At 47.3% G+C, this 22,298-nt stretch carries 15 protein-coding genes; 12 read left to right on the forward strand and 3 right to left on the reverse strand.

Annotation, left to right across the window (positions count from 1 at the left end; all coding sequences use genetic code 11):
• Positions 1-226: 226 nt before the first annotated feature.
• From H8S80_RS07075 to H8S80_RS07120, 10 genes are all read left to right on the forward strand, one after another.
• Positions 227-2,530, forward strand: a complete 2,304-nt coding sequence (locus H8S80_RS07075; protein WP_055650799.1) for a glycoside hydrolase family 2 TIM barrel-domain containing protein — start codon at positions 227-229, stop codon at positions 2,528-2,530.
• 23 nt (positions 2,531-2,553) lie between these two features.
• A complete protein-coding gene (locus H8S80_RS07080) occupies positions 2,554-4,065 on the forward strand; it encodes a glycoside hydrolase family 43 protein (RefSeq protein WP_055650800.1) in 1,512 nt (503 codons plus the stop codon).
• Between the two features lie 26 nt (positions 4,066-4,091).
• Positions 4,092-7,487, forward strand: a complete 3,396-nt coding sequence (locus tag H8S80_RS07085; protein WP_081034923.1) for a glycosyl hydrolase 115 family protein — start codon at positions 4,092-4,094, stop codon at positions 7,485-7,487.
• A 100-nt stretch (positions 7,488-7,587) separates the two neighbouring features.
• Positions 7,588-8,937 carry an ABC transporter substrate-binding protein gene (locus H8S80_RS07090; RefSeq protein WP_055650802.1) on the forward strand — a complete coding sequence of 450 codons (1,350 nt, stop codon included), beginning with the start codon at positions 7,588-7,590 and terminating at the stop codon, positions 8,935-8,937.
• Positions 8,938-9,009: 72 nt separating this feature from the next.
• Positions 9,010-9,909, forward strand: coding sequence for a carbohydrate ABC transporter permease (locus tag H8S80_RS07095; protein ID WP_187049041.1), 900 nt, complete (start codon positions 9,010-9,012; stop codon positions 9,907-9,909).
• Positions 9,909-10,751 carry a carbohydrate ABC transporter permease gene (locus H8S80_RS07100; RefSeq protein ID WP_006776865.1) on the forward strand — a complete coding sequence of 281 codons (843 nt, stop codon included), beginning with the start codon at positions 9,909-9,911 and terminating at the stop codon, positions 10,749-10,751. Before H8S80_RS07095 ends, H8S80_RS07100 begins: the two co-directional genes overlap by 1 nt.
• Before the next feature lie 105 nt (positions 10,752-10,856).
• Positions 10,857-12,131, forward strand: a complete 1,275-nt coding sequence (locus tag H8S80_RS07105; RefSeq protein ID WP_117632220.1) for an extracellular solute-binding protein — start codon at positions 10,857-10,859, stop codon at positions 12,129-12,131.
• Positions 12,132-12,152: 21 nt separating this feature from the next.
• The gene (locus H8S80_RS07110; RefSeq protein ID WP_055650805.1) at positions 12,153-13,934 is read left to right on the forward strand and encodes a sensor histidine kinase; all 1,782 of its coding nucleotides are present in this window, start codon (positions 12,153-12,155) and stop codon (positions 13,932-13,934) included.
• Positions 13,912-15,447, forward strand: a complete 1,536-nt coding sequence (locus H8S80_RS07115; RefSeq protein ID WP_055650806.1) for a response regulator — start codon at positions 13,912-13,914, stop codon at positions 15,445-15,447. Before H8S80_RS07110 ends, H8S80_RS07115 begins: the two co-directional genes overlap by 23 nt.
• The gene (locus tag H8S80_RS07120; protein WP_055650807.1) at positions 15,444-16,973 is read left to right on the forward strand and encodes a glycosyl hydrolase family 28 protein; all 1,530 of its coding nucleotides are present in this window, start codon (positions 15,444-15,446) and stop codon (positions 16,971-16,973) included. The genes H8S80_RS07115 and H8S80_RS07120 overlap by 4 nt, the downstream gene beginning before the upstream one ends.
• A 369-nt stretch (positions 16,974-17,342) precedes the next feature.
• On the opposite strand, the gene H8S80_RS07125 is transcribed toward H8S80_RS07120, so the two are convergent.
• The 3 genes from H8S80_RS07125 to H8S80_RS07135 are packed head-to-tail and all read right to left on the reverse strand — an operon-like array spanning position 17,343 to position 19,799.
• On the reverse strand, positions 17,343-18,065 hold the full coding sequence (locus H8S80_RS07125) for an ABC transporter permease (protein ID WP_006775912.1): 723 nt from the start codon (positions 18,063-18,065) through the stop codon (positions 17,343-17,345).
• A 13-nt stretch (positions 18,066-18,078) separates the two neighbouring features.
• Positions 18,079-18,840: an ABC transporter permease gene (locus H8S80_RS07130; RefSeq protein WP_006775911.1), complete on the reverse strand. Its 762-nt coding sequence runs from the start codon at positions 18,838-18,840 to the stop codon at positions 18,079-18,081.
• Entirely contained in the window at positions 18,837-19,799 is a 963-nt protein-coding gene (locus tag H8S80_RS07135) for an ABC transporter ATP-binding protein (RefSeq protein WP_055650808.1), read from the reverse strand. The genes H8S80_RS07130 and H8S80_RS07135 overlap by 4 nt, the downstream gene beginning before the upstream one ends.
• A gap of 203 nt (positions 19,800-20,002) precedes the next feature.
• On the opposite strand from H8S80_RS07135, the gene H8S80_RS07140 reads away from it, so the two are divergent.
• Together H8S80_RS07140 and H8S80_RS07145 are read left to right on the forward strand one after the other, a co-directional pair.
• On the forward strand, positions 20,003-20,713 hold the full coding sequence (locus H8S80_RS07140) for a response regulator transcription factor (RefSeq protein WP_055650809.1): 711 nt from the start codon (positions 20,003-20,005) through the stop codon (positions 20,711-20,713).
• A complete protein-coding gene (locus H8S80_RS07145) occupies positions 20,710-22,068 on the forward strand; it encodes a histidine kinase dimerization/phospho-acceptor domain-containing protein (protein ID WP_006775905.1) in 1,359 nt (452 codons plus the stop codon). The genes H8S80_RS07140 and H8S80_RS07145 overlap by 4 nt, the downstream gene beginning before the upstream one ends.
• Positions 22,069-22,298: the final 230 nt, after the last annotated feature.

Consider the following 22,298-nt stretch of genomic DNA (forward strand, 5'->3'; position numbering starts at 1 on the left):
TTTTGCATAAATCCGCTTGTTTTTTTGCTTTTTACAGTTGCAAAAGAGTGTTAGTTTTATTGGAGTATTGACACCTTGGTATTTTTTTCGCAGTGAATCAAATCATATATATAGAATCCAAAAATTTTATAAGTCCAATCCGAGAATAATGCTATATTTTTAAGCTGCAATCGGATAAGATTAAATTAGATAAAACTGTTAAGTTCCTATGAGGAGGAGAACATACATGCCAAGAAAAGAAACGAAAATCATGAATAACTGGGAATTTGCACTGGAGAAAGACGGCGAAAAGCATTTCCAGACGGTAGACTTGCCGCATGACTGGGCGATTACGGCCCCGTTTTCCAGGGAGATGGCTGAGGGGGAGGCCCAAGGCTTCCGCGACCGGTGGGGCGTCGGCTGGTACCGGAAGATTCAGGTGCTGGAGGAGAAAAAGTCGAGTTACCGCTATTACCTGTATTTCGGAGGCATCTACGAGGACAGCACGGTATGGGTCAATGATAAAGTGGTGGGCGGACGGAAGTACGGCTATAGCCCGTTTCGCTTGGACATCACGGATTTCGTGCATACCGGAGACAATGAGATTCTGGTGCGGGTGGATAATACGAAGAAGCCCGCGGACCGCTGGTACAGCGGAGCGGGAATCTACCGAACAGTGAAATGGATTGAGATGGAAGAACGCCATCTGGAAGAGAATCAGGTGATCATAAAAACCAGCCTGAAGGGGAAGGTCGGGATCATTGAGGTGAATCCAGGGATCGAGGGGATTGTTCGCGTGACTGTACGCGGCGGGGACGAGACGTATTCCTGCAAGGGCGGTAAATGGCCCCTCACCCTGTGGATTCCCGATGCGAAGCGCTGGTCAGCAAAGGAGCCAAATTTATACGAACTGACTTTGGAATTAATGGACGGGGAGAGGAGCACAGACCGTATTACGCAGAAAGTGGGAATCCGCGAGTTTTCATTTGTCCCCAATCAGGGAATGTTTGTGAATGGAGAACCGGTTGTGTTAAAAGGCGTCTGCATCCATCAGGATGTGGGGTGCCGGGGGAATGCCGCTGTTAAGGAGCTCTGGAGGGCGCGGCTTATGGATTTAAAGGAGTTGGGCTGCAACTGCATTCGGGCAGCCCACCATGTCTACGCGGAGGAATTCTTAGATCTCTGCGACGAGCTGGGGTTTTATGTCTATGAGGAGTGCTTCGACAAATGGACAGGGGGGCTTTATGGGAGATATTTTGAGACAGAGTGGAAGAAGGACGTATCAGCCATGGTGGAGAGAGACCGGAACCGGGCGTGTATCTTCATCTGGGGCGTGGGAAACGAGGTTGAAAACCAGGCCCAGGATTCCATGATCCGAATTTTAAAAATGCTGAAAGGGTATACCGTATCACTGGATTCCTCCAGACCGGTGAGTTACGCGATGAATCCACATTTTAAGAGGGAAAGCAATGTGGATTTGTCAAAAATTAAGGATATTCAGAAGTTTGTAGATGAGGAGGACAATACGGAAATCTATGATATGGAGGAGCGTTTAGACCGGATATCCAGGATTGCGGAGGTGGTGGATATTATTTCCTGTAATTACCAGGAACAATGGTATGAGAGGATCCATGAGCGTTTTCCGGAAAAGCTGATTCTGGGAACAGAGATTTACCAGTTTTTCAAGGGAAATGAGAACCAGATGCAGAATTTTACCGCAGAGAATCCGTCCCTTGTCCCTCTGGAGAAAAATTATGTGATCGGCGGAATCATCTGGACCGGAATCGATTATCTGGGAGAATCTATGGGGTATCCGGCTAAGGGCTGGGGCGGCTCTTTAATCCGTACCAACGGTTCTCGCAGGGCATCCTATTACATAATGCAGAGTTACTGGAGCAGGAAACCCATGGTGTATTTCGCAGTGATGGATTACAGCCTGGAGGATGAAGGGGTGAAGGAACACTGGGATATCCCCATGTATGCAGAACACTGGCATTTTCCGCAGATTCACAGGGCTGTGATTCCGTATATGATTGCCAGTAACTGCGAGGAGGTAAAACTGTTCTTAAATGAAAAGGAGTTCTATCTTCCGAAGCCGGCAGAGTGTCCCAACCGGATGATTACCGGCTTTCTTCCCTATGTCCGCGGACGGGTGAAGGTAGTGGGCTACAACCAGGGGAAAGAGGTGTGCAATCGGGAGGTGGTCACGCCGGAAGCACCGGTACAGCTGAAATTCAAAGAAGGGGAAGTGGTGGAAATCCCGGCGGGAGAGCAGCGGCTTCTGACCGTGGCGGCCTGCGACGAATCAGGAAACCCATATTTCCGTGAAAGCTCTATGGTGACATTTACGGCGGAAGGAGCTGGTGAAATCCTGGCTGTGGATAACGGAAATCTGATGGGGAGTGAACCGTATCATGAAACCATGATTCATATGTTCCAGGGCGAGGCCAGTGTGCTTGTAAGGAGCGGCGAGAGTGGAGAAAGCTTCCGTGTCTTAGCCTGGGCGCCTGGGCTGAAATCTGCGGCTGTCGTCTGCAGGATTATACAGTAAACTGACTTAGGAGAGAATATAATATGAAATATCAGAACCCCATTTTAAAAGGATTTCACCCGGACCCAAGTATCTGTCGAGTTGGTGAAGATTATTATTTGGTCAACAGTTCTTTTGAATATTTTCCAGGAATTCCAGTTTACCATAGCCGGGACCTTGTAAACTGGAAGCAAATCGGAAACTGCATCAGCAGGCCGGAACAGCTGTCGTTAAAACATGCCGGTAATTCAGGAGGGATCTGGGCCCCTGTGATCCGGTATCATGAGGGAGTTTTCTATGTGACGGCCACTGTAGAGAAGTACGGCAATTTTATCATTTCTACACAGGATCCGCGTGAGGGCTGGTCGGATCCTGTGTGGGTGCCGGTGGGGGGGATTGATCCTTCCCTGTATTTTGAGGGGGGAAAGGCGTATTACTGTACAAATCAGAGCGTCCACCCGGGAAAAGAGGAAATTACACTGGAGGAGATTGACGTGACAACCGGGAAGCTGAAAAGCCCCATCACGCCCATCTGGTCAGGGACAGGTGGAGGCCACCTGGAGGGACCTCATATCTATTATAAGGACAGCTGGTATTACCTGATGGCCGCAGAGGGAGGCACCTTTTTCAACCATATGGTGACAATTGCCAGAAGTAAGTCCATCTGGGGAGAGTATGAGGGGTATGAAAACAATCCGATTCTGACCAACCGCCATGATACGGTTAAAGCTGTTCAATGCTCCGGCCATGGGGATCTAATTGAAGATCACCAGGGAAACTGGTGGATGGTTCATTTGGCAGTCAGGACGGCAAGGCGGACCATGAGCCATCTGGGGAGAGAGACATTCCTTACATCTGTTACATGGAAGGATGGCTGGCCATATGTGGGCGGAAATAAGCTGGAGACCATTGAACGGGAAGGGCCGCTTTGGGCCGGACAGGAGCGTGTGCAGCTCTGGAGTGCAGATTTTAGCTCTAAAAACTGGGAGGCGCCTTGGCTTTTTCTGCGGGAACGCAGGGATTCGCTTTTTAAACGGGGAGATGGGAAGCTTTCTCTTATCCCTTCGGTACAGGCTGACGGTACAGATATTGGAAGCACGTTTGCGGCCGTAAGACCATTGGATTTTGAATGTATTGTGGAGACTGAACTTCGGTTCTGTCCGGAGCAGACAGGGGATGAGGCAGGATTGCTAATCTATCTGGAATCCAAATTCCATTACCGTTTTTGTAAAAAAAGGCTAGATGATGGAGTTTTCCTGGTCCTGGAGAAGACCGCAGAGGATTTTAAGCAGACGATCTGTTTTGCGCCGGTGAGGGATGGGAATATCTGGCTCAGGATTGAATGTGACAGGGAACAGTATCATTTTTACTATGCGTTGGAAGGTGGCCCCTTTACATTGGCCGGTACGGCATCCACCAGGTTTTTATCTTGCGAGATTGCAGGAAAATGCTTTACCGGAACCGTGGTGGGACTTTACGCACTGGCCCAAAAGCAGACAAGTGCATATGCGGAGGCTAAAAGTTTTTCTATAGGGCCTGTTGATGCATACAAATAGGTGACGGAATAAGGAGGCAGGAAAAATTGGCGGTATTAACCATAAAAAATGAAAGCTCTATTCATATAGGTATCAGTTGGAAAGAAAATTCTGCTGTCCGCATCGCAGCGGAAAATCTGAAAAACGATTTAAAAAAAGTACTGGGAACGGAAGTAACCCTTGGAGAATTCAAAGGTGGAGAATCAATCCTTGTGGGAACGGCAGGCGTTTCAGCAGAGATAGAAGGTCTCTTTGATGAAAAAAAACTTCAGGATAAAAATGGAAATTTCAGGAAAGAGGCATATATCCGGACGGTATCGAAAGACCGATTAGTGATTGTAGGGACGGACAGGCGGGGAACTATCTATGGAATCTACGATTTATGTGAGGAAATCGGTGTGTCACCCTGGTATTTCTGGGCGGACGTTCCGGTAAAGAAGAAAGAGTGGCTGGTATTTCCAGAGGACTATGAAATTATCGACTATCCTTCCGTGGAATACAGAGGAATATTTATCAATGATGAGGAGGAACTGGAACGCTGGGCGAAGCTTCATATGGAGGAGGACACTATCGGCGTCCATACCTATGAGAAGATCTTTGAACTTCTTCTTCGGCTAAAGGCGAACTATATATGGCCGGCCATGCATGTGAATTCCTTTAACCGCAGGAAGGAAAACGGCGCCCTGGCAGACCGGATGGGGATTGTAGTCGGTACCTCACACTGCGATATGCTGATGCGGAGTAATAACCGGGAATGGCTTCCATGGCTGAAAGAAAAGGGATACGAAGGTGTGAAGTATGACTACACCATTGAGGGCAGAAATCGGGAAATTCTCCATGAATACTGGAGGGAGAGCGTGATCCAGAATCGGGATTTTGAGGTGAGCTATACCCTGGGAATGAGGGGAATCCATGATTCAGGATTTGAGACCAGCAATTTAAATGGCAGAACTGAGGAAGAACTGCGGACTCAGAAGATTGAACTGCTGGAGACAATCATCGCCAGTCAGAATGAAATCCTTAAGGAGGAGCTGGACAAGACACCATTAAAATTGTTCATTCCTTATAAGGAAGTCCTAGAGCTATATGACCATGGCCTGAAGGTACCGGACGATTTTACGATGATCTGGGCGAATGACAACTACGGCTATGTCCGCCGTTATCCTTCAGAAGAAGACCGAAAGAGAGTGGGCGGACATGGAATCTATTATCATAATTCCTACTGGTCCCCGCCTGGAAGGTCCTACTTATTCTTCTGTTCCATCCCTCTTACCCATACGAAGTACGAACTGATGAAAGCATATGACGAAGGGATTCAGAAGTTGTGGATCTTGAATGTGGGAGCGTTAAAGCCTCTTGAAATGGAGGTGGAATTCTTCCTGCGTCTTGCCTGGGAAGCGGGAAGCGCGAAGGGCCGGACTCAGGACGTGGACAGCTATGTAAGCGATTGGATTGACCGGAACTTTACCGGGAAAATTGGAGAGAAAATGGGACCGCTGCTCAACCGGTTTTCCCAGATTGCCAACGTGCGCAAGCTGGAAATGATGGAGGACGATGTATTTTCCCAGACTGCTTATGGTGATGAGGGAGTTATGCGGCTTCATAAACTGCAGGAAATTCTGGATCAGGCAGATGTGGTCTATGAGGGACTTTTGGAGGAGGAAAAAGACGCGTTCTTCCAGTTAGTCCTTCTGCGGATTCATGCCCTTTACCTGACAATGGGCCAATATTATTTCTCTGACAGAAGTACTCTGTGCCACAAACAGGGAAAGCAGCAGGCAGCCGATCTTTATGTGAAGGAGACCAGGGCTTATGAGGACGCCAGGAGGAAACTGCTTCTTTACTACAATGAACGGATCTCGGGCGGAAAATGGAAGGGAATCGTTACGCCGGAAGATTTTCCGCCGCCCAGAACTGCCATGTATCCGGCCTGTACGCCGTCTGTTCATATGGGTGGCAGGAATATGCTGGTTCATATATGGAATAACGGGGAGGAACTCTGTTTTGTGAGGCCAGGAACAAAATGGTTCGAGATTTCCAACGGTGGGGAAGGAAGCTTCGCCTGGCGGGCGGAGACTCCAGACTGGATACAGCTTTCCGAAACATCCGGGGAGATATCCTGTGAGACAAGAATCCTGGTAACGGTAAAGGAAACTCAGGAAGAGAAAACAGGGATTATTCTGATCCGGAACGAGACGGACAATGTGCAGTGTGAAGTACCAGTTCTTGTAAGCCCGGTTCCTGCCGGTTGTGAGAATCCGGAAGAGGCTGGGGTAGTGTCAGTCTCCGTGACAGGACTCCGCGTGGACGGATTCCGGTTGATTTCCTACCTGGGACGGGAAGAGGGAGATTTACTGGAAGGATATAAGGAAGGGGCAGAAGCCTCATTCCCGGTATATTTTAGCAGCGAGGGAGAATTCCTATTAGAAATCCACCGTTTTCCATCTTTGAATTCTACGGGAAGAATCCGCATGGGAGTAAAGATCGACCGTGGGACAGTGTTAACGGTTGAAAGCCTAGCAAATGACGAATGGCGTGATACCTGGACGTATAACTCCACCAATAACGTCGATAAATTGTACTTAAAACTTCCGTATTTAAAAAAAGGCGCGCATCAGGTGACGTTTAAGGTGATTGATCCCTATTTCGCGATTTCGCGGTTTGTGATTTATACGAAAGAAAGAGCGGAGAACAATCTGGGAATTATTTGTGCGGGTCAGGTAAATCGGGAGTTTCCTAGAGAACAGGCGCTTTTGAATAATGGTCGGATCCTTGACTGGTCGGATCGGTTTTACGGAGCCCCTGAATTAAAGCCCAGGAAAGAAATTTATGCGAACCGGGAGGTGACAAGAGACAGTCTTGTAGCGACGGATCATTTTGAAGAACCGGTGGAATATGGGAAGACGAAAAGCCCGAAGGAAGTACTTACCGCTGCTCACAGTTTATTCTGCGAAAAAGACGGCGTGGTAAAGATTGATGCAGTGACTGCATATGAGCAGACGGAATTCGCTTATACGGAGAATGGCCAGTGGCAGTACTGCAGCAGCGAATCCTATGGCAGGAGCGGCCTGGCCATTTATATGAGAAAGCGTGGGCAGCAGTGGAAACAGGAGGAAGAGGCTCCGAATCTGAATTATCAGATCCGGTGTGACGGAGGAACCTATGATTTCTGGGTTCTGCTCCGGATTGATCCGGCTTCCCCTTCCTATCTGGGAGTAGCGGCTGACGGAAACTTTGTGGACCGTACACTTTTATATAACAGCGGAAAAACTTGGAGATATGAGGCGGAACAGGTCTGGAGATGGATTCCTCTTGCGGGTCTGGCACTTTCCGGCGGAAAGCATGTACTCACTCTTGCGGTGCTGGCCTCTGGTGTCAGAATTGATCGGCTGTATCTGACCAGAAAAGGAGACCGACCGCCGGTTGACTGTTCCTGGGAATAAGAAAAACAAAAAAAGTGCACATAACATCCAAGAATTTTTGTATTTTACATAAAAATAAGATAGTACAATAAAAACAGAAAAAGAAAGAGAGGAAAAAGTAATGAGAATGAAAAAAATTATGGCACTTTTTTTGACAGCAGCGATGGCGGCGGGGGTGCTGTCCGGATGCGGCGGCGGGAACTCCCAGACGACCGACAATACAAGTGCTGACGGAACCAGCAGTGTGGAGACCACATCGGCAGTGAAAAACGGGAAGGACGGCAGGACGACGATCCGATTTGCCTGGTGGGGCGGCCAGGAACGGGCCGATTTGACTAATGAAGCAGTGAAATTGTTCATGGAGAAGAACCCGGATATTGAAGTGGAGACAAGCTTTTATCCGTGGGATTCCTACTGGGAAAATTTATCGGTAGCTTCAACGGCTAACAACATTCCTGATGTTTATCAGGGCTACATCGGTTCGGGAGACTTCCAGCAGTTCATGGATGGCGGAATCGTGGAACCTTTAGATAGCTATGCAGAGTCCGGCCTGATTGATTTATCTTCCATCTCGGAGAATTTAATTGCTGAAGGCCAGGTGGACGGAAAACTTTACGGGCTGCCATTCGGAGTAAACACCAGAGCAATGTTAGTGGCACCGGACATCTATGAGAAGGCCGGCCTAACAATTCCGGAAAATGGTTATGAGTCCTGGGAAGCATTAGAGGCAGATTTGCCAAAGTTAAAAGAAGCGACAGGCAAATACGCTGCTGCCGATTTTTTGATGATGGAAGGCGATGTGTTTAAATATTACTGCAGACAGCAGGGGGAGAGTGTATATGCACCGGAAGGCGACAGCCTGATTAACTTCTCAAAGGATACATTTAACAACTTTTATGGCATGAAATTAAAGTGGGCTGGTGAGGGTCTCATTCCGCCATATGATGTATCACAGGCAGAGAACGGACCGGAAGATTCTTCAATTGTAAAGGGAGAAACAGCGGTTAATATTATTCCTGCCTCTCAGTATGCAAATTTTGCTAATGCGGCGAACAAGGAGCTTAGGATGATCCTGCTTCCGGGATCTACAAGCGGAAAGGCAACCATGGTTCCGGCTTCCCTTCATTTATGTATGTCCAGCAAGTCTGAGAATAAGGAGGCAGCAGCGAAACTGATTGATTTCCTGATCAATGATGTGGAGGCAAATAAGATCATGAAAGCTGAGCGCGGTATGCCGGCTTCCGATAAAGTGCGTGAGAGCATGGAGAGCACTTTTGATGAAAATCAGAAGAAAGTGTCTGCAATTGTAGACCAGGCTGTAGAGTACAGCTCAGCCAATGATCGGCCGTCTATGGCAGGCAGCAGCAAGATTCAGAAGCTGTTGGCAGAGTACGAAGAGAGAATGATGTATCAGGATATCACGCCAGACGAGGCATATGACGAATTAGTGGAAGCTGCTAAGCTTAATTGATTCCATAGGAGATATGCGGGGGCAGAGCGGCAACGGCCTGCCCCCGTTTGCATGTAAAAACCGGAGGTAAATATGAAAAACAAAAAATTAAGAAAGCGCTGTGAAGGTTATCTCTATGTGGCGCCTTGGTTATTCGGATTTATCGTGCTGACTCTGATCCCATTTCTCTGCCTGATCTATTTCTCCCTTACAGAATATAATATGTTAAGCGTGCCGAAGTGGAACGGAATTCAGAATTATATTGAAATATTCACGAAAGATAAAAAATTCATTGCATCCCTGAAAGTAACCTTTCTCTATGTACTGGTGTCTGTGCCATTAAAGCTTCTGGCAGCTCTTCTGGTTGCGATGCTTTTGAATCAGAAGAGAAGGGGGATTGGAATCTACAGAACCTTATTCTACATTCCCTCTATCATCGGCGGAAGTGTGGCAGTGGCCGTTATGTGGCGAAACTTATTTTCCAGAAGCGGTGCTTTCAATGCTCTGATTACGGCGGTTACTGGAATCAATATGGACATATCCTGGGTGGCGGACCCGAGGACAGCCTTGGGCTCCTTAATCTTAATGGCCATCTGGCAGTTCGGATCTCCGATGTTGATCTTCCTGGCAGGCTTAAAGAATATATCCTCCACCTATTATGAAGCGGCAACGGTGGATGGAGCCAATAAGGTACAGTGCTTTTTCTCCATCACATTGCCGATGCTGTCCCCTATCATCTTCTTTAACCTGATCATGCAGATGATCAACAGCTTCATGACATTTACACAGGGATTGGTTGTCACCAACGGTGGTCCTATGAACCGGACCTTATTCTATCAACTTTATGTGTACCAAAAAGGCTTTGAAGACCTTAATATGGGATATGCGTCAGCCCTGTCGTGCATCATGCTGGTGATTGTGTTGTTTTTTACCGCACTGGTATTCAGAAGTTCGGACGCGTGGGTTTACTATGAGAGCGGAGGGAAAAAATAATGAGAAGAAAAAAACAAATCGGAAACATTGCGTTTCATGTGATCTGCATCTTATTTGCCCTGACCTCCTTATATCCGATTTTGTGGATGATCTCCAGTTCCTTAAAAGAAAGCTCCCAGGTGTTTGTGGACGCGGCCAATTTAATCCCGCATGAGTTTAAAATAGAAAACTATATAAATGGTTGGAGAGGGTTCGGAGGGATATCCTTTGCCTATTTTTTTAAGAATACGTTTATTGTCGTGATTTTGAGCGTTCTTGGGGTTGTTGTTACATGTCCCTTTGTCGCTTATGGGTTTGCAAGGCTGGATTTTCCATTTAAGAATGTATGCTTTATGACCATCTTAATCTCACTGATGCTGCCTGGGCAGGTGGTTATGATCCCTCAGTACATCATGTTTAACAAACTGGGCTGGCTGAATACCTATCTGCCGCTGATCCTGCCGCTGTGGTTTGGAAGCGCGTTTTTTATCTTCCAGCATATGCAGTTTATCCGCTCCATCCCCAATGAACTTGATGAAGCCGCATTTTTAGACGGGGCTAGTAAATTCAAGGTATACACAAATGTAATTCTGCCATTGATCAAACCCTCCCTTGTGACCTCAATCATCTTCCAGTTTTACTGGAAATGGGAGGATTTCTTCGGCCCACTTATTTACTTGACTTCCCCGAAGAAGTATACTGTATCTGTGGCACTGCGGCTGTTCTCTGACCCCACCTCCATGACAGACTGGGGGGCCATGTTCGCAATGGGTATTCTGTCACTGCTTCCGCCGGTTATCTTATTCTTCTGCTTCCAGAAATATATTGTGGAAGGAATCAGTACCAGCGGATTAAAAGGATAATAAAAACGATAAAGCTGCTGTCCCGGAGGGAGTCCCTCCGTCTGGACGACAGCTTTCATCTGCATTTTGGAGAAAACAGGATTTTACAGAAAAAGGGGGATCATCATGAATCTGAAATTGGGAAGTTTTGTACTTGCTGCCACGGTGGCCTTATCAGTAAACGGATGCTGGCAGAAAACAGAGCAAACCGTGGAAGTGGAAGCAGAGATGGTGCCGGTTCTGGACGTATATGCGGGAAAAAATGAGGAAAAAAATTTAAAACTTCTGGTACAGGCGTATGAGAAAGAGAATCAGGATGTATCCATAGAACTTCACTGGATTCCGGACTCAGAGTACAGCCAGCAGATGATGCGTATTAAAAATGGTGAAAGTGAGGCGGACTGTATCTTTTTTCCGGAGGCCGGGGAGGCAGCGATCTGGAAAAATAAGAAGATTTTGAAAAATTTAAGCCCCTGGTATGAGACGAAGAATCAGGTAAATGCTTCTCTGTATGGTGATGTGGAGAAGGACGGCGCTTTGTATATGATCCCCTACCGGGTTGGGAAAATTTGTGTGTATTATAATAAAACTCTTTTTGACAGCCGGGGCGTGGAGTACCCGCAGGAGAACTGGACCTGGGAGGATTACAGAGAAAAGGCAGGAATATTGACAGGCTGGGGAAATAACAAGAAGGTCTACGGAGCACTGGGATTTGAAAATTCCAGCTCGTGGTGGATGCTTCCTGCACGAACGAGAGGAGCTTTCGACCCTTTTAAGGAAGAAGATTTAAAGATGTTCCGCGAGTCGGCGGAGTGGTGCCATGCGTTTATCAGTGAGTCAGCGGAGAAAACTCCCTATATGTCCCGGACAGATGATGACTGGAGCGGCTATCACATCTTATTTGCGGAAGGCAGGCTTGGAATGTATTTTGGGGAAGATGGCGAAGTAAATACCATCAACCAGGAACTGAGGAAAACAGGCATGAATATCGAATACGATGTGATGGAACTTCCATCCTGGGAGGGAACGGAGAAAGCGGACGTATACAATACCGCGGTGGTAGCCATGGCCGAGGCAACCAAATATCCGGAAGAAACCTATCGTTTTATGAAATTTTGTACAGGAGAAGAAGGCGGTAAGATTCTGGCAAAAAACCGGACTGTTCCATTTTTGCAGTCTCCAGAGGTTTTAAAAATCTATCTCTCCGGCACGCAGATTCCGGAACATGCGGAATATTTCCTGATGGACCAGGCGCCCCGCGGGCTGGCTGTTGGCACACTTCACAATGGGGGAATTGAAGTGATGCGCAGGGAAGTGTCCATGTATTTACTGGGGGAACAGGAGCTGGAGTATACATTTAAGACGATTGAAGAAGAGCTGGCCAAGTTAAGAGTAAGATAGTGCGAGGATGAGGGAGAGAGCATGAAGCAGACAATTACACATCGGTTTTTAAGGTATTTGATTCTGATCATTATCAGCTCCAATCTTCTGGTGGCTATCTTTCTGTACGGAATTATGAGAGAGAATGCCATGAGACAGGCGAGGGATATGAGGCAGAATCTGATGGAATCAAATCTGACCATGATGCAGCAGTATTTTGAAGATGTGGACCGAATCGCGGACGCAATCATCTACAACCGCGACATGATCCGTTTTATGAGAAATGATAAAGACACGGTATCTGATTTAGCGTTACTTCGGGGAATTGAAAGCCAGTACTATTATTCCAATCCGGATCTAGCCCTGAGTTTTTATAAGGCTGGCCACTGGAATGGTGTATATTCCATCGAAAATGAAGAGCGAGCCGTCTACGTTCCGGATTACCGGTATACGGACTGGTATCAGGAAATCATATGGACGAGGGATAAGAAGGTGCTGATGACCGTGAATGCGGAGAATGGTGCCTCTGTCCAGTCCTGTGTCTATAAAATTGAGGATTTATATACACCGGGTGTGGTGGGATATTTAAAAATCGATATAGATATGAATTATCTGAAGAAACGGTTTCTCCACAGCTTCAGCAAGATTGCCGGGGCGACGATTCTGGACGGGGACGGGAATGTTCTTTTCTATGATAAAATTGAGATTAAAATCCCTGCAGAATTAATGACGGAAAATGGGAGCGGAACCTATGAGACAGAGGACTATATTATTACATACGGCACCTCGGAGAGTACCGGCTGGCATCTCTGCCTGGCCAGTTCCAAAGAGGAGATTCTAAAAGGGCAGAACCAGATTATCCCGGTGCTGATCCTGATACTGCTGGTAATTGTTGGATTCACGCTCCTGATTTCCAAACGGTGTTTCTCAATCATTACGGTGAATTTCAAGCGTCTGGCGGAAGGCATGGAACAGGTAAAACGCGGAGACTTAACCACCAGGGTTAAGCCTGATACAGAAGACGAAATCAACATTTTGATCCGGGAATTCAACGATATGATGAGACGGATCAACGAGCTGATGAGGCGTGTGGAGTCCGAGCAGCTTCTGGTAAAGGAGGCAGAAATCAAGGCGCTCCAGCAGCAGATCAACCCTCATTTTATCTATAATATTTTGGAAACCATTATGGGACTTGCAAGCGAGGGAATGGATGATGCGGTTATTGAGGTCAGTACCTGCTTAAGTGAGATGCTGCGTTACAATACAAGATTTGAAAATGTGACTGTAGTTGAAAAAGAACTGGAACAGATTAAAAACTATGTGACAGTGATCAAAATAAGGTTCGAGGACCGGTTCGAAGTGTATTACGATGTGGATGAAGAATGCTTAAACTGCAGGATTCTAAAATTCACCCTGCAGCCGCTGTTAGAGAATGCCATTTCCCACGGTCTTGCTGAGACGGATTCAGGCGGGATGCTTCGGATACGGATTAAAAAGGAAGAGAATATGGTTTCAATCATGATATTCGACAACGGAATAGGAATCCCGGAGGAGAAACTGAAGGAGCTGAACGAAAGGTTGAAAGTGACAGGAGAACGCCCACTCGAATTTATCGAGCAGTACAAGAGCCTTGGAATTTTAAACGTTCATCTGCGGTCGAAACTTTTCTACGGAGATACTTATTCTATAGAGATATTCAGCAGGGAAGAAAAGGGTACCTGTATTGTTATGAAGATTCCTTTTGTCTGCATAAATACAAGACAGAAGGAAAACAGCATAATACTTGAGGGAGGAGAGAGTTATGTACAAGGTGATGATTGTTGACGATGAAAAATTTATCAGAAAAAGCATCCGGAACAGGATTGACTGGGAGAGATTCGGTATCACAGAGATTGAGGAGGCAGCAAACGGCCAGGAGGCGCTGGCGCTCCAGGAATCTTTCCGCCCGACTATCGTACTGGTGGACATCCGGATGCCGAAGATGGATGGGCTGGCATTTATTACGGAGTCGAAAAAACGATATCCGGGCATCAATTATATCATCATGAGTGCATACAGCGATTTTTCTTATGCGAAGACGGCCATTCAGCTGGGAGTGGAAGCATATCTGCTGAAACCCGTGAATAAAGAGGAACTGGAAAAAATGCTGGGCCAGCTGCTTCATAAGGCCAATGAGGAGAAGCTGGACAGAATGTTACGGAGTATCTCTGTAAAGGAACCGGAGAAGAATGTGATCTTTCAGTACCGGTATGTGACGGCACTGGCTATCTATGCGCCATCAGACGAGGAGAATGGGGTGGAGATCAGGATGAAGGTAGAGGATCATTTGTCACAGTACAGTGACTGCTCTGCCTATTATCTGCGGGACTGTTCCAGGAGCAGTTGTTTTATGTTTCTGATTAACACTGAGACGCAGAGTCAGGATATTGCGAAAAAGTGCGGCAGCGATCTTCTGGAACTCATGGGGGATCAAAAGATGCGGGCGGCGGTTTCAACCGTGTTCGAGCGTGGAGAGTTCAAGGTCGCGGTTGCCCAGAGCCTCTGTTTTCTAAAGCGGAAAATGTTCTGTCCCCAGAAAAAAATTATTTCCTATTCTTCCTGTGAGAACAGGGATTCATCGGAAAAAGCAGAAAAGAAACGGAAAATGAGAGGAAAACTGGGGCAGCTTTACAGTCTGATACGAAAGGAGGAATTTGACCGCCTGGAGGGAGAACTTTTGGGAATTATTAATGAGCTGATCTCGGAGACGAACTCCATTACTTTAATTGAAGACGGAGTAGGAGAACTCCTGGTTCTATTGGGGCATTTGCCCAGGGAGGCGGGCGGAGACATGGATTTTGAGATACTGTTCCATGATTTAAAAAGCCGGGATTATCTGCTCGTTTACCAGACCTCTGATGAGTTAAAAGATAGTTTGAAAAAGATCGTCAGCCGTCTGCTGGACGGAGTCCGCAATAAGGAGTCAGCGGATGTAATTATCAGCATCAGAGAATATATCGAAAAAAATTATGACGACTCTTTAAATGTAGCGGATTTGGCCCGTAAATACGGTTTGAATGTAAGCTATTTATCGACACTGTTTAAGGAACGGACCGGAATCAATATCACCTCTTATATTGAAGGAATCCGCATGGAAAAGGCAATGAATCTGTTAAGGGAAACGAATTGGAAAGTAACAGAGGTGGCTTTTCATGTGGGGTATTCCAATTCTGGCTATTTTTCAAGAGTATTTAAAAAGTATACTGGAGTCACGCCGGGAGAATACGGGGAAATGGAGAAAAAGAGACGGAAGACTCCAGGAATATCTTTAGAAGAAAGAGGAGGAAAGACAGTATGAATCAGATAAAGGAACTTCACAGTTTCACGACAGAGAATTCAATTACTCTTTATTGGGACAAACCGGAGGGGCTGGAAGGAGGCGTACAATATCAGGTGTTTTTGAACCGGAAGCAGGCAGATACGGTGGACCGGACACACTGTGAACTAGAAGATCTGGAGCCAGATACGGAATACAGGCTTAAAGTAAAAACGGACAGTGAGAAAGGTCGGGCAGTGTCGGATGAAATTATGGTAAAAACAGGGAAAAAGAAGGTTCTACTGGATATTACGAGAGGACCATATCACGCTGTGGGGGATGGAAAAACTTTAAATACAGCGGTGATCCAACGTGCGATTGACGATTGCATGGACGAAGAGGCGGTCTATCTTCCAAAGGGAGTATTCTTAACTGGGGCGCTGCGGCTGCATAGCGATATGGAACTGTATTTGGAGGAAGGCGCGGTTCTTCAGGGAACGGACCAGGTGGAAGATTATCTTCCCAGAATCTGGAGCCGTTTTGAAGGGATTGAGCAGGAATGCTATAGCAGCGTTTTAAATCTGGGGAGTCTGGAACATCAAGGGGATTATAACTGTCGAAATGTGGTAATACGCGGAAAAGGAACTATCGCAAGCGGAGGGAGAAGCCTGGCAGAGAAGGTGATTGCGTCTGAAACGGAGCATTTAAAGGATTATTTACTTTCCCTTGGGGAGCAGATTAGGGAATGCGAGAAGCCGGAGACGATTCCAGGAAGGGTGAGGCCGAGACTGATCAATATGAGCAACTGCCAGAATATTACCATGTCAGGATTGAAGTTAAAAGATGGCGCAAGCTGGAATGTCCATATGATCTACTCTGACGGCATTGTGACCAATAACTGCACATTTTATTCGGAGGGAATCTGGAACGGGGACGGCTGGGATCCAGATTCTTCCACCAACTGTACGATCTTTGGATGTACATTTAATACCGGGGATGATTCCATAGCCATTAAATCGGGCAAGAATCCGGAGGGAAACGAAATTAGCAGGCCCAGTGAGCATATCCGGATTTTTGACTGTAAATGTGCCATGGGACACGGGATTACCATTGGCAGCGAGATGTCGGGAGGAATTAACGACGTGCAGATTTGGGACTGCGATATCAGCAGTTCCCGGCATGGGATTGAAATCAAAGGAACAAAGAAACGTGGCGGATATGTGAAAAATGTAAAAGTTAGAGACAGCCGGACAGCCAGAATCCTGTTCCATTCGGTTGGATATAATGATGACGGGGCCGGTGCTCCGAAACCGCCGGTTTTCGAGAAATGCATCTTTGAGAATATAGATGTGACGGGAATGAGTCTGAGCAAACAGAGAGAATGGATTCCCTGCGATGCCATTGAACTGTGTGGATTTGATGAAGAAGGCTATGAGCTTAGAGAAATCGAATTTAAGGATATCAGACTGGGGAGGCCGGGAGAGAATCGTAAGCATATAATTACTCTGCAGATGTGCGAGGGAATCAGTTTTTCTAATGTTTCAGCGGCAGGATTTTTGAAAAGGTGAGGAAAGTAATTATGAACAGGACATTGGGCCTATAATGTAGGAATGCTGAAGAGAGTAGGTGTCCTGAGGATATCGGTACTTATATGTGGAATAGAGGGTATACCATGTGGATTATGATATACATACTGTGGTGGACTTTACTGTGGAGGAGACAGCACCGGTAATGCGTTCTGTGTGGACACTGGTATATCATGAAGAATGGGCAACTCCGTCCGTTAGGCATATGAATCAGAGAATAAAACATTGTCAGTGAAAAAAATACGCAGGCCCCATAAGATGGATTAAAGAAGATAATAGTTGTTAATTTAAAAAGCAGGCTGATATTTTCTTTCAGCCTGCCTTTTTAAAGATATCTTTGCTTTATTATATTCAATTATTCCGCTTTATTCTTTTAATCCCTATCAAAGATACCCCCAGCAGATAAACCACGCATATCACAAAGAAGATTGCGGCATTCTGTCCAAGTACGTCCTCCGATTTGTTGGAGTTCATACCTAAAAGCATCTGGGAATAGGGCCAGAGGAGACCGGCCCTGGTATTGGCGGCAATCATGCCCGTAACGCCACCCACCAATCCGATAGCAATGGGAGTGGCAAAATTCCGTATTTCAGTGGCAGCCAGAAACTGCAGGGCTGCGATTACAAAGGCGCCGGCAAGTCCGCGGATCATCCAGAAACAGAGGTCGGCTGGCGGCAGGCCCGGCAGGCCGATAAGCTTCCCGGAGGCAATAAAGAGCAGGGCAAACCATATCTGGGTCATAGCAGAGATGGCGCATACCAGGATGAACTTGGATAAGTAGATGGTGTGATACGGGATCGGGCGGGCGAACAGGGTATTCCGGCAGCTGTTGAAATTCTCGTATCTCCACAAAAATGCGCAGTATGCTCCGATTAAAGGAGCGAAGAAGAAGGTGGCATAGAATAAGGTCACCTGGGTCCAGTAGGAGTACCAGCCGGATTTCAAAATCTCCAGGTTGGACAGGTAATTCCCCGCTCCGAGTAAAATTGGTATGACGGGAATCAATAGAAAGGCCGGCCATATCAGGGTCCCCTTGCATTTCATGCGTTCGCAGATTATTGCTTTTACGATCATCAGATTTTCCTCCTTATATGGTTTCGCGGACCGTTTCTAAAAAATGTTTCTGTCCATGGCGGTACAGGATGATAATTGCGGCAGTCAGGACGGCCATCCAAAGAAACGGATACATATCCCAGTAATAGGTGGTGTACCGTGTTGTTTCATCATAGTTATACCCTGCATTACACAGTGATGCATAGTAGCCCCATGGAATCAGATATCGCAGCGGCCACCGGTTCAAGAACCAGGAAAACAGTCCGGTAAACGTGCCTCCTATGCTTATAAAGATAGGCGTCAGCTGATTGGTAAATTTGAGGGAAAGGTTCAGCTGAAGGATAAAGATGCAGAGAGAGGTCAGGAATATCGTTGTAAAGTATCCCGGCAGACGGGACACGACGCCCGCGCCATATGGCTGTGAAATGATCCAGAACAGAACCGTCTGCATCAGGGTGAACAGGAGAATATAAAAACTGCCTGCCATCACTTTTCCACGGTAGATATGTTCCGGTTTCTGCATGGTACAGAGCCATTTGTAGGTATTCCCCATCTGTTCCATATCGCACATCCGGCTGGCCAGGGCCGCCATGACAATGGGACACAGGATCGTGTTCATCAGAAGTAGGTTGGTGAATACCATGGCGCTCACATCATTCAGACGGGAGACGTCCAGGTCATCAATGCACCAGTATGTCCAGGCCGTGATGAGGACAAATACCATCAGGAACAGAATTGGGATGTGGCGGCGGCGCAGTTTGCGCATTTCCAGGGCAAATTCTGTCTTTTTACTCATAGTCCCGCCTCCTTTACCATGCCAAGATAGATATCCTCAAGGTTCTGCCGCTTTTCCTCCGCCCGGTACAGTTCAATTCCGTGGTTTATAAGGGTGCGGATCACCTGTGCCAGTATCCGGTCCGGAAGGAAGGGAAGACGGATGCCGTTGTCGGTGAAATAACAGAAGCTGTCCGGAGAAATGGTATCCTTTCTTTCACAAAACAGGTTGGAGAGATCTTCATTTTCCCGCAGCAGGGAGGCGGCGCCTGTGTCATCCGAGGTGCGCAGGTAAATCTGGCTTGTGCTGCGTGCCTGGAGCATGGCAATAGTATCCTGGAATATCAGCTGCCCTCCTGATATGATACCGATGTGATCGGCGGTCTGTTCCATTTCCGACAAAAGGTGGCTGGACACCATCACCGTCATTCCGAACTGTTTCGGGAGGCTCTTAATCAGTTCCCGCATCTCATGGATACCGGCTGGGTCCAGTCCATTGGTAGGCTCATCTAAAAGCACCAGTTTGGGAGCGCCTAAGAGGGCATTTGCCAGGCCAAGGCGCTGCTTCATACCCAGAGAGTAATGCGCGGTCCGTTTCTTTTTCTGCCCATCCAGGCGCACGATGGACAGGACCCGGTCAATTTCCGTGTAAGGAAGCCCCCTCAGCATGCAGCTGATCTGAAGGTTTTCATATGCGGTGAGATTGCCATAATAAGAGGGGTTCTCAATCAGGGAACCCACCTGCTTCAGGATGGAGATGCGGCTGCGGTCATTCAGCTCTGTTCCGCCAATGCGGATACTCCCGCCGTCCCGGCTGATTAATCCCAGAAGCATTTTCATGGTGGTGCTTTTGCCTGCGCCGTTGGGGCCTAGAAAACCATAGATGGCGCCCTCCGGAATGCGAAGGTCCAGATGGTCCACGGCGGGAGTACCCCGGTAGGTTTTTGTAAGCTGGCTGGTTTCGATGCTATATTGTGCCATTTTGTTATCCTCCTTGTCAGTCGAGCGGCATAATGTGCAGAACATCTTCTGTTTTCTCCGCCGCCGCTTTCTATCGAATTCAGAATAGCGTAATATCCTTATGCCTTCCTTTCTCCAACCTTAAATTTACCTTAAATGATTTAAAAAGTGATTCCCTGTCACGGTAAATCGGCTATAATAAAACCAAAAGGCAGGTGATTGGAATGAAGCTTACGGAAGCACGTATTTTAGTGGTGGATGACAACCAGGAGCTATGCAGTCTGGTGGAAAATATTTGCAGGCAGGAGGGTTTTTCCCATGTGGAGACAGCTTTTTCCTGCAGGGAGGCAGAGAGTAGGATAAAAAGCGGCGATGTGGACTTCCTGATTCTGGATGTCAATCTGCCGTTTGAGGACGGGTTTTCTTTCTTACAGCGGATCAAGACCGTGCTGGAAAATCAGCGGATCCCGGTTCTGTTCCTGTCCGCGCGGGATCAGGATGAGGACCGGCTCCAGGGACTCGATTTGGGGGCGGATGACTACATGACGAAACCATTCCTTCCAAGGGAGCTTGTACTGCGTATCTCAGCGATCTTAAAACGGACCTACCGGCTGGAGGAGCAGCCAGAGTGTTACCGGCTAGGTAATCGGGAGGTGGACCTGTCTGCAGGGGTGGTGAGGGTTCTGGACGGATCGGGGAGGACCATCTCTCTGACGAATAAAGAGTACCAGCTTCTGAAACTGTTCATGGAAAACCGGGGAAGGATACTGACATTTGATGTCCTGTCGGAGTCGGTCTGGGGAGAGAATTATATTGATTATGAGAATACATTGATGGTACATATCCGCAAACTGCGGGAAAAGATAGAGGAGAAGCCATCGGAACCGGCGTTTTTAATTACGGTGAAAGGATTAGGGTATCGGATGAACAGATGAAAAGCCTGATGAGGATTTATTTTAATTATATTGCTACGGCACTGGCGATCATTTTTATGTTTGTTTTAATGCAGTTTGTATTGCTGGCTGTCATTACCTCAAAGCTTTATGATAATGACAGCGGCGGAAAGAGGGATTCCATCGCCCGGATATATGAGGCGGTAGATGAAGATGGGCAGGAGGCGGCCGCCTGTCTCCAGGAGATGGGGGCTTCCTTTGCCATGCTTTTGGATGATGCAGGAACTCCGGTCTGGAGCTATCAGCTGCCGGAGCAGTTAAACCACACATACACAACCTCCCAGGTGGCCTCTTTTACACGCTGGTATCTGGAGGATTATCCGGTTTATGTATGGGGCGGTGAAAAGGGACTTCTGGTGGTTGGCTATCCGAAAGGAAGCATATGGAATTATGCGGTCCATCAGGATATGGATAAGCTAAAGGCGGTTTTTACATTCCTGTCGTTGAGCTTTACCAGTACGTTGGCAGCGGCAGTCCTGATTCTATTGGTATCCGGATTCCGCTATTACAGAAGGATGCGGATGATCGCGGATTCGATTGGAAAGCTGGCGTCAGGAGGGAGCGTCCATCTGGCGGAAACAGGGAATGTGAAGGAGATTGCCTATACCATCAACCGGACCTCCGACCGTCTGACAACACAGCGGGAACAGCTGGAGAAACGGGATGAGGCGCGCACGGAGTGGATTAGCGGGGTATCCCATGATATACGGACCCCACTGTCCCTGGTTATGGGATATGCAGATATGATAGAGCGTCAATTGGATACAGATCCCAAAATCCGGGAAAAGGCCGGCTTAATCCGTGCACAGAGCGTCCGAATCCGGAATCTGATCGAGGATTTGAACCTTGCATCCAAGCTGGAGTATAATGTGCAGCCGCTGCGAAAGAAAAGGGTCTTTCTGGCAGCAATCCTGCGCAGGGTCGCTGCAGATGTACTGAATTCCCTGGAAGATGCAGAGTATTATCCGCTGTCCATCTGTATTGAGCCTGAATTTGAGGCATTCTCGTTTGAAGCGGATGAACAGCTCCTGTTCCGGGCATTCCAAAACATACTTGGTAATTCAATCCGCCATAATGAAGACGGATGCAGCCTTGGGGTGCGTGCCTGGCTGGAAGACGGCTGCCCTCATGTGGTATTTTATGACAGCGGCAGAGGCATTCCGCCGTCTATCTGCCGTTTTTTAAATGAGGGACAGATGCCTGACGGGGATGTACACCTGATGGGACTGCGGATTGTGCGGCAGATTATCATGGCCCATGAGGGAACGATTTCTATCAAGGAGGGTGGACAGGAAATTGAGGTCAGGTTCCAACCGGTTATGAAAGAGAGGGATTGACATGGTACCGGAAGATATGGCGATTTAAGTCAAATAACAATAAACAGCAGGTATTCAGTAACTTGGAAACCTGCTGTTTGACGCAGAACGGTCTACTGATTTTTTCACTTCCCAGCATATTGTACCCATTTGTCAATCATCTATTTTATCCTATGCGTGGTACTTTGAACGGATATCAATTTGCCCGTCACGCTTATCTTTCAATGAATGCTATAAGTTTTTTTAAATAT

The sequence above is a fragment of the Hungatella sp. L36 genome (assembly GCF_014288035.1).

Coding starts and splice junctions, on each gene's coding strand:
- H8S80_RS07075 (WP_055650799.1), top strand. CDS start 227: ATGCCAAGAAAAGAAACGAAAATCATGAATAACTGGGAATTTGCACTG.
- H8S80_RS07080 (WP_055650800.1), top strand. CDS start 2,554: ATGAAATATCAGAACCCCATTTTAAAAGGATTTCACCCGGACCCAAGT.
- H8S80_RS07090 (WP_055650802.1), top strand. CDS start 7,588: ATGAGAATGAAAAAAATTATGGCACTTTTTTTGACAGCAGCGATGGCG.
- H8S80_RS07095 (WP_187049041.1), top strand. CDS start 9,010: ATGAAAAACAAAAAATTAAGAAAGCGCTGTGAAGGTTATCTCTATGTG.
- H8S80_RS07100 (WP_006776865.1), top strand. CDS start 9,909: ATGAGAAGAAAAAAACAAATCGGAAACATTGCGTTTCATGTGATCTGC.
- H8S80_RS07105 (WP_117632220.1), top strand. CDS start 10,857: ATGAATCTGAAATTGGGAAGTTTTGTACTTGCTGCCACGGTGGCCTTA.
- H8S80_RS07110 (WP_055650805.1), top strand. CDS start 12,153: ATGAAGCAGACAATTACACATCGGTTTTTAAGGTATTTGATTCTGATC.
- H8S80_RS07115 (WP_055650806.1), top strand. CDS start 13,912: ATGTACAAGGTGATGATTGTTGACGATGAAAAATTTATCAGAAAAAGC.
- H8S80_RS07120 (WP_055650807.1), top strand. CDS start 15,444: ATGAATCAGATAAAGGAACTTCACAGTTTCACGACAGAGAATTCAATT.
- H8S80_RS07125 (WP_006775912.1), bottom strand. CDS start 18,065: ATGATCGTAAAAGCAATAATCTGCGAACGCATGAAATGCAAGGGGACC.
- H8S80_RS07130 (WP_006775911.1), bottom strand. CDS start 18,840: ATGAGTAAAAAGACAGAATTTGCCCTGGAAATGCGCAAACTGCGCCGC.
- H8S80_RS07135 (WP_055650808.1), bottom strand. CDS start 19,799: ATGGCACAATATAGCATCGAAACCAGCCAGCTTACAAAAACCTACCGG.
- H8S80_RS07140 (WP_055650809.1), top strand. CDS start 20,003: ATGAAGCTTACGGAAGCACGTATTTTAGTGGTGGATGACAACCAGGAG.
- H8S80_RS07145 (WP_006775905.1), top strand. CDS start 20,710: ATGAAAAGCCTGATGAGGATTTATTTTAATTATATTGCTACGGCACTG.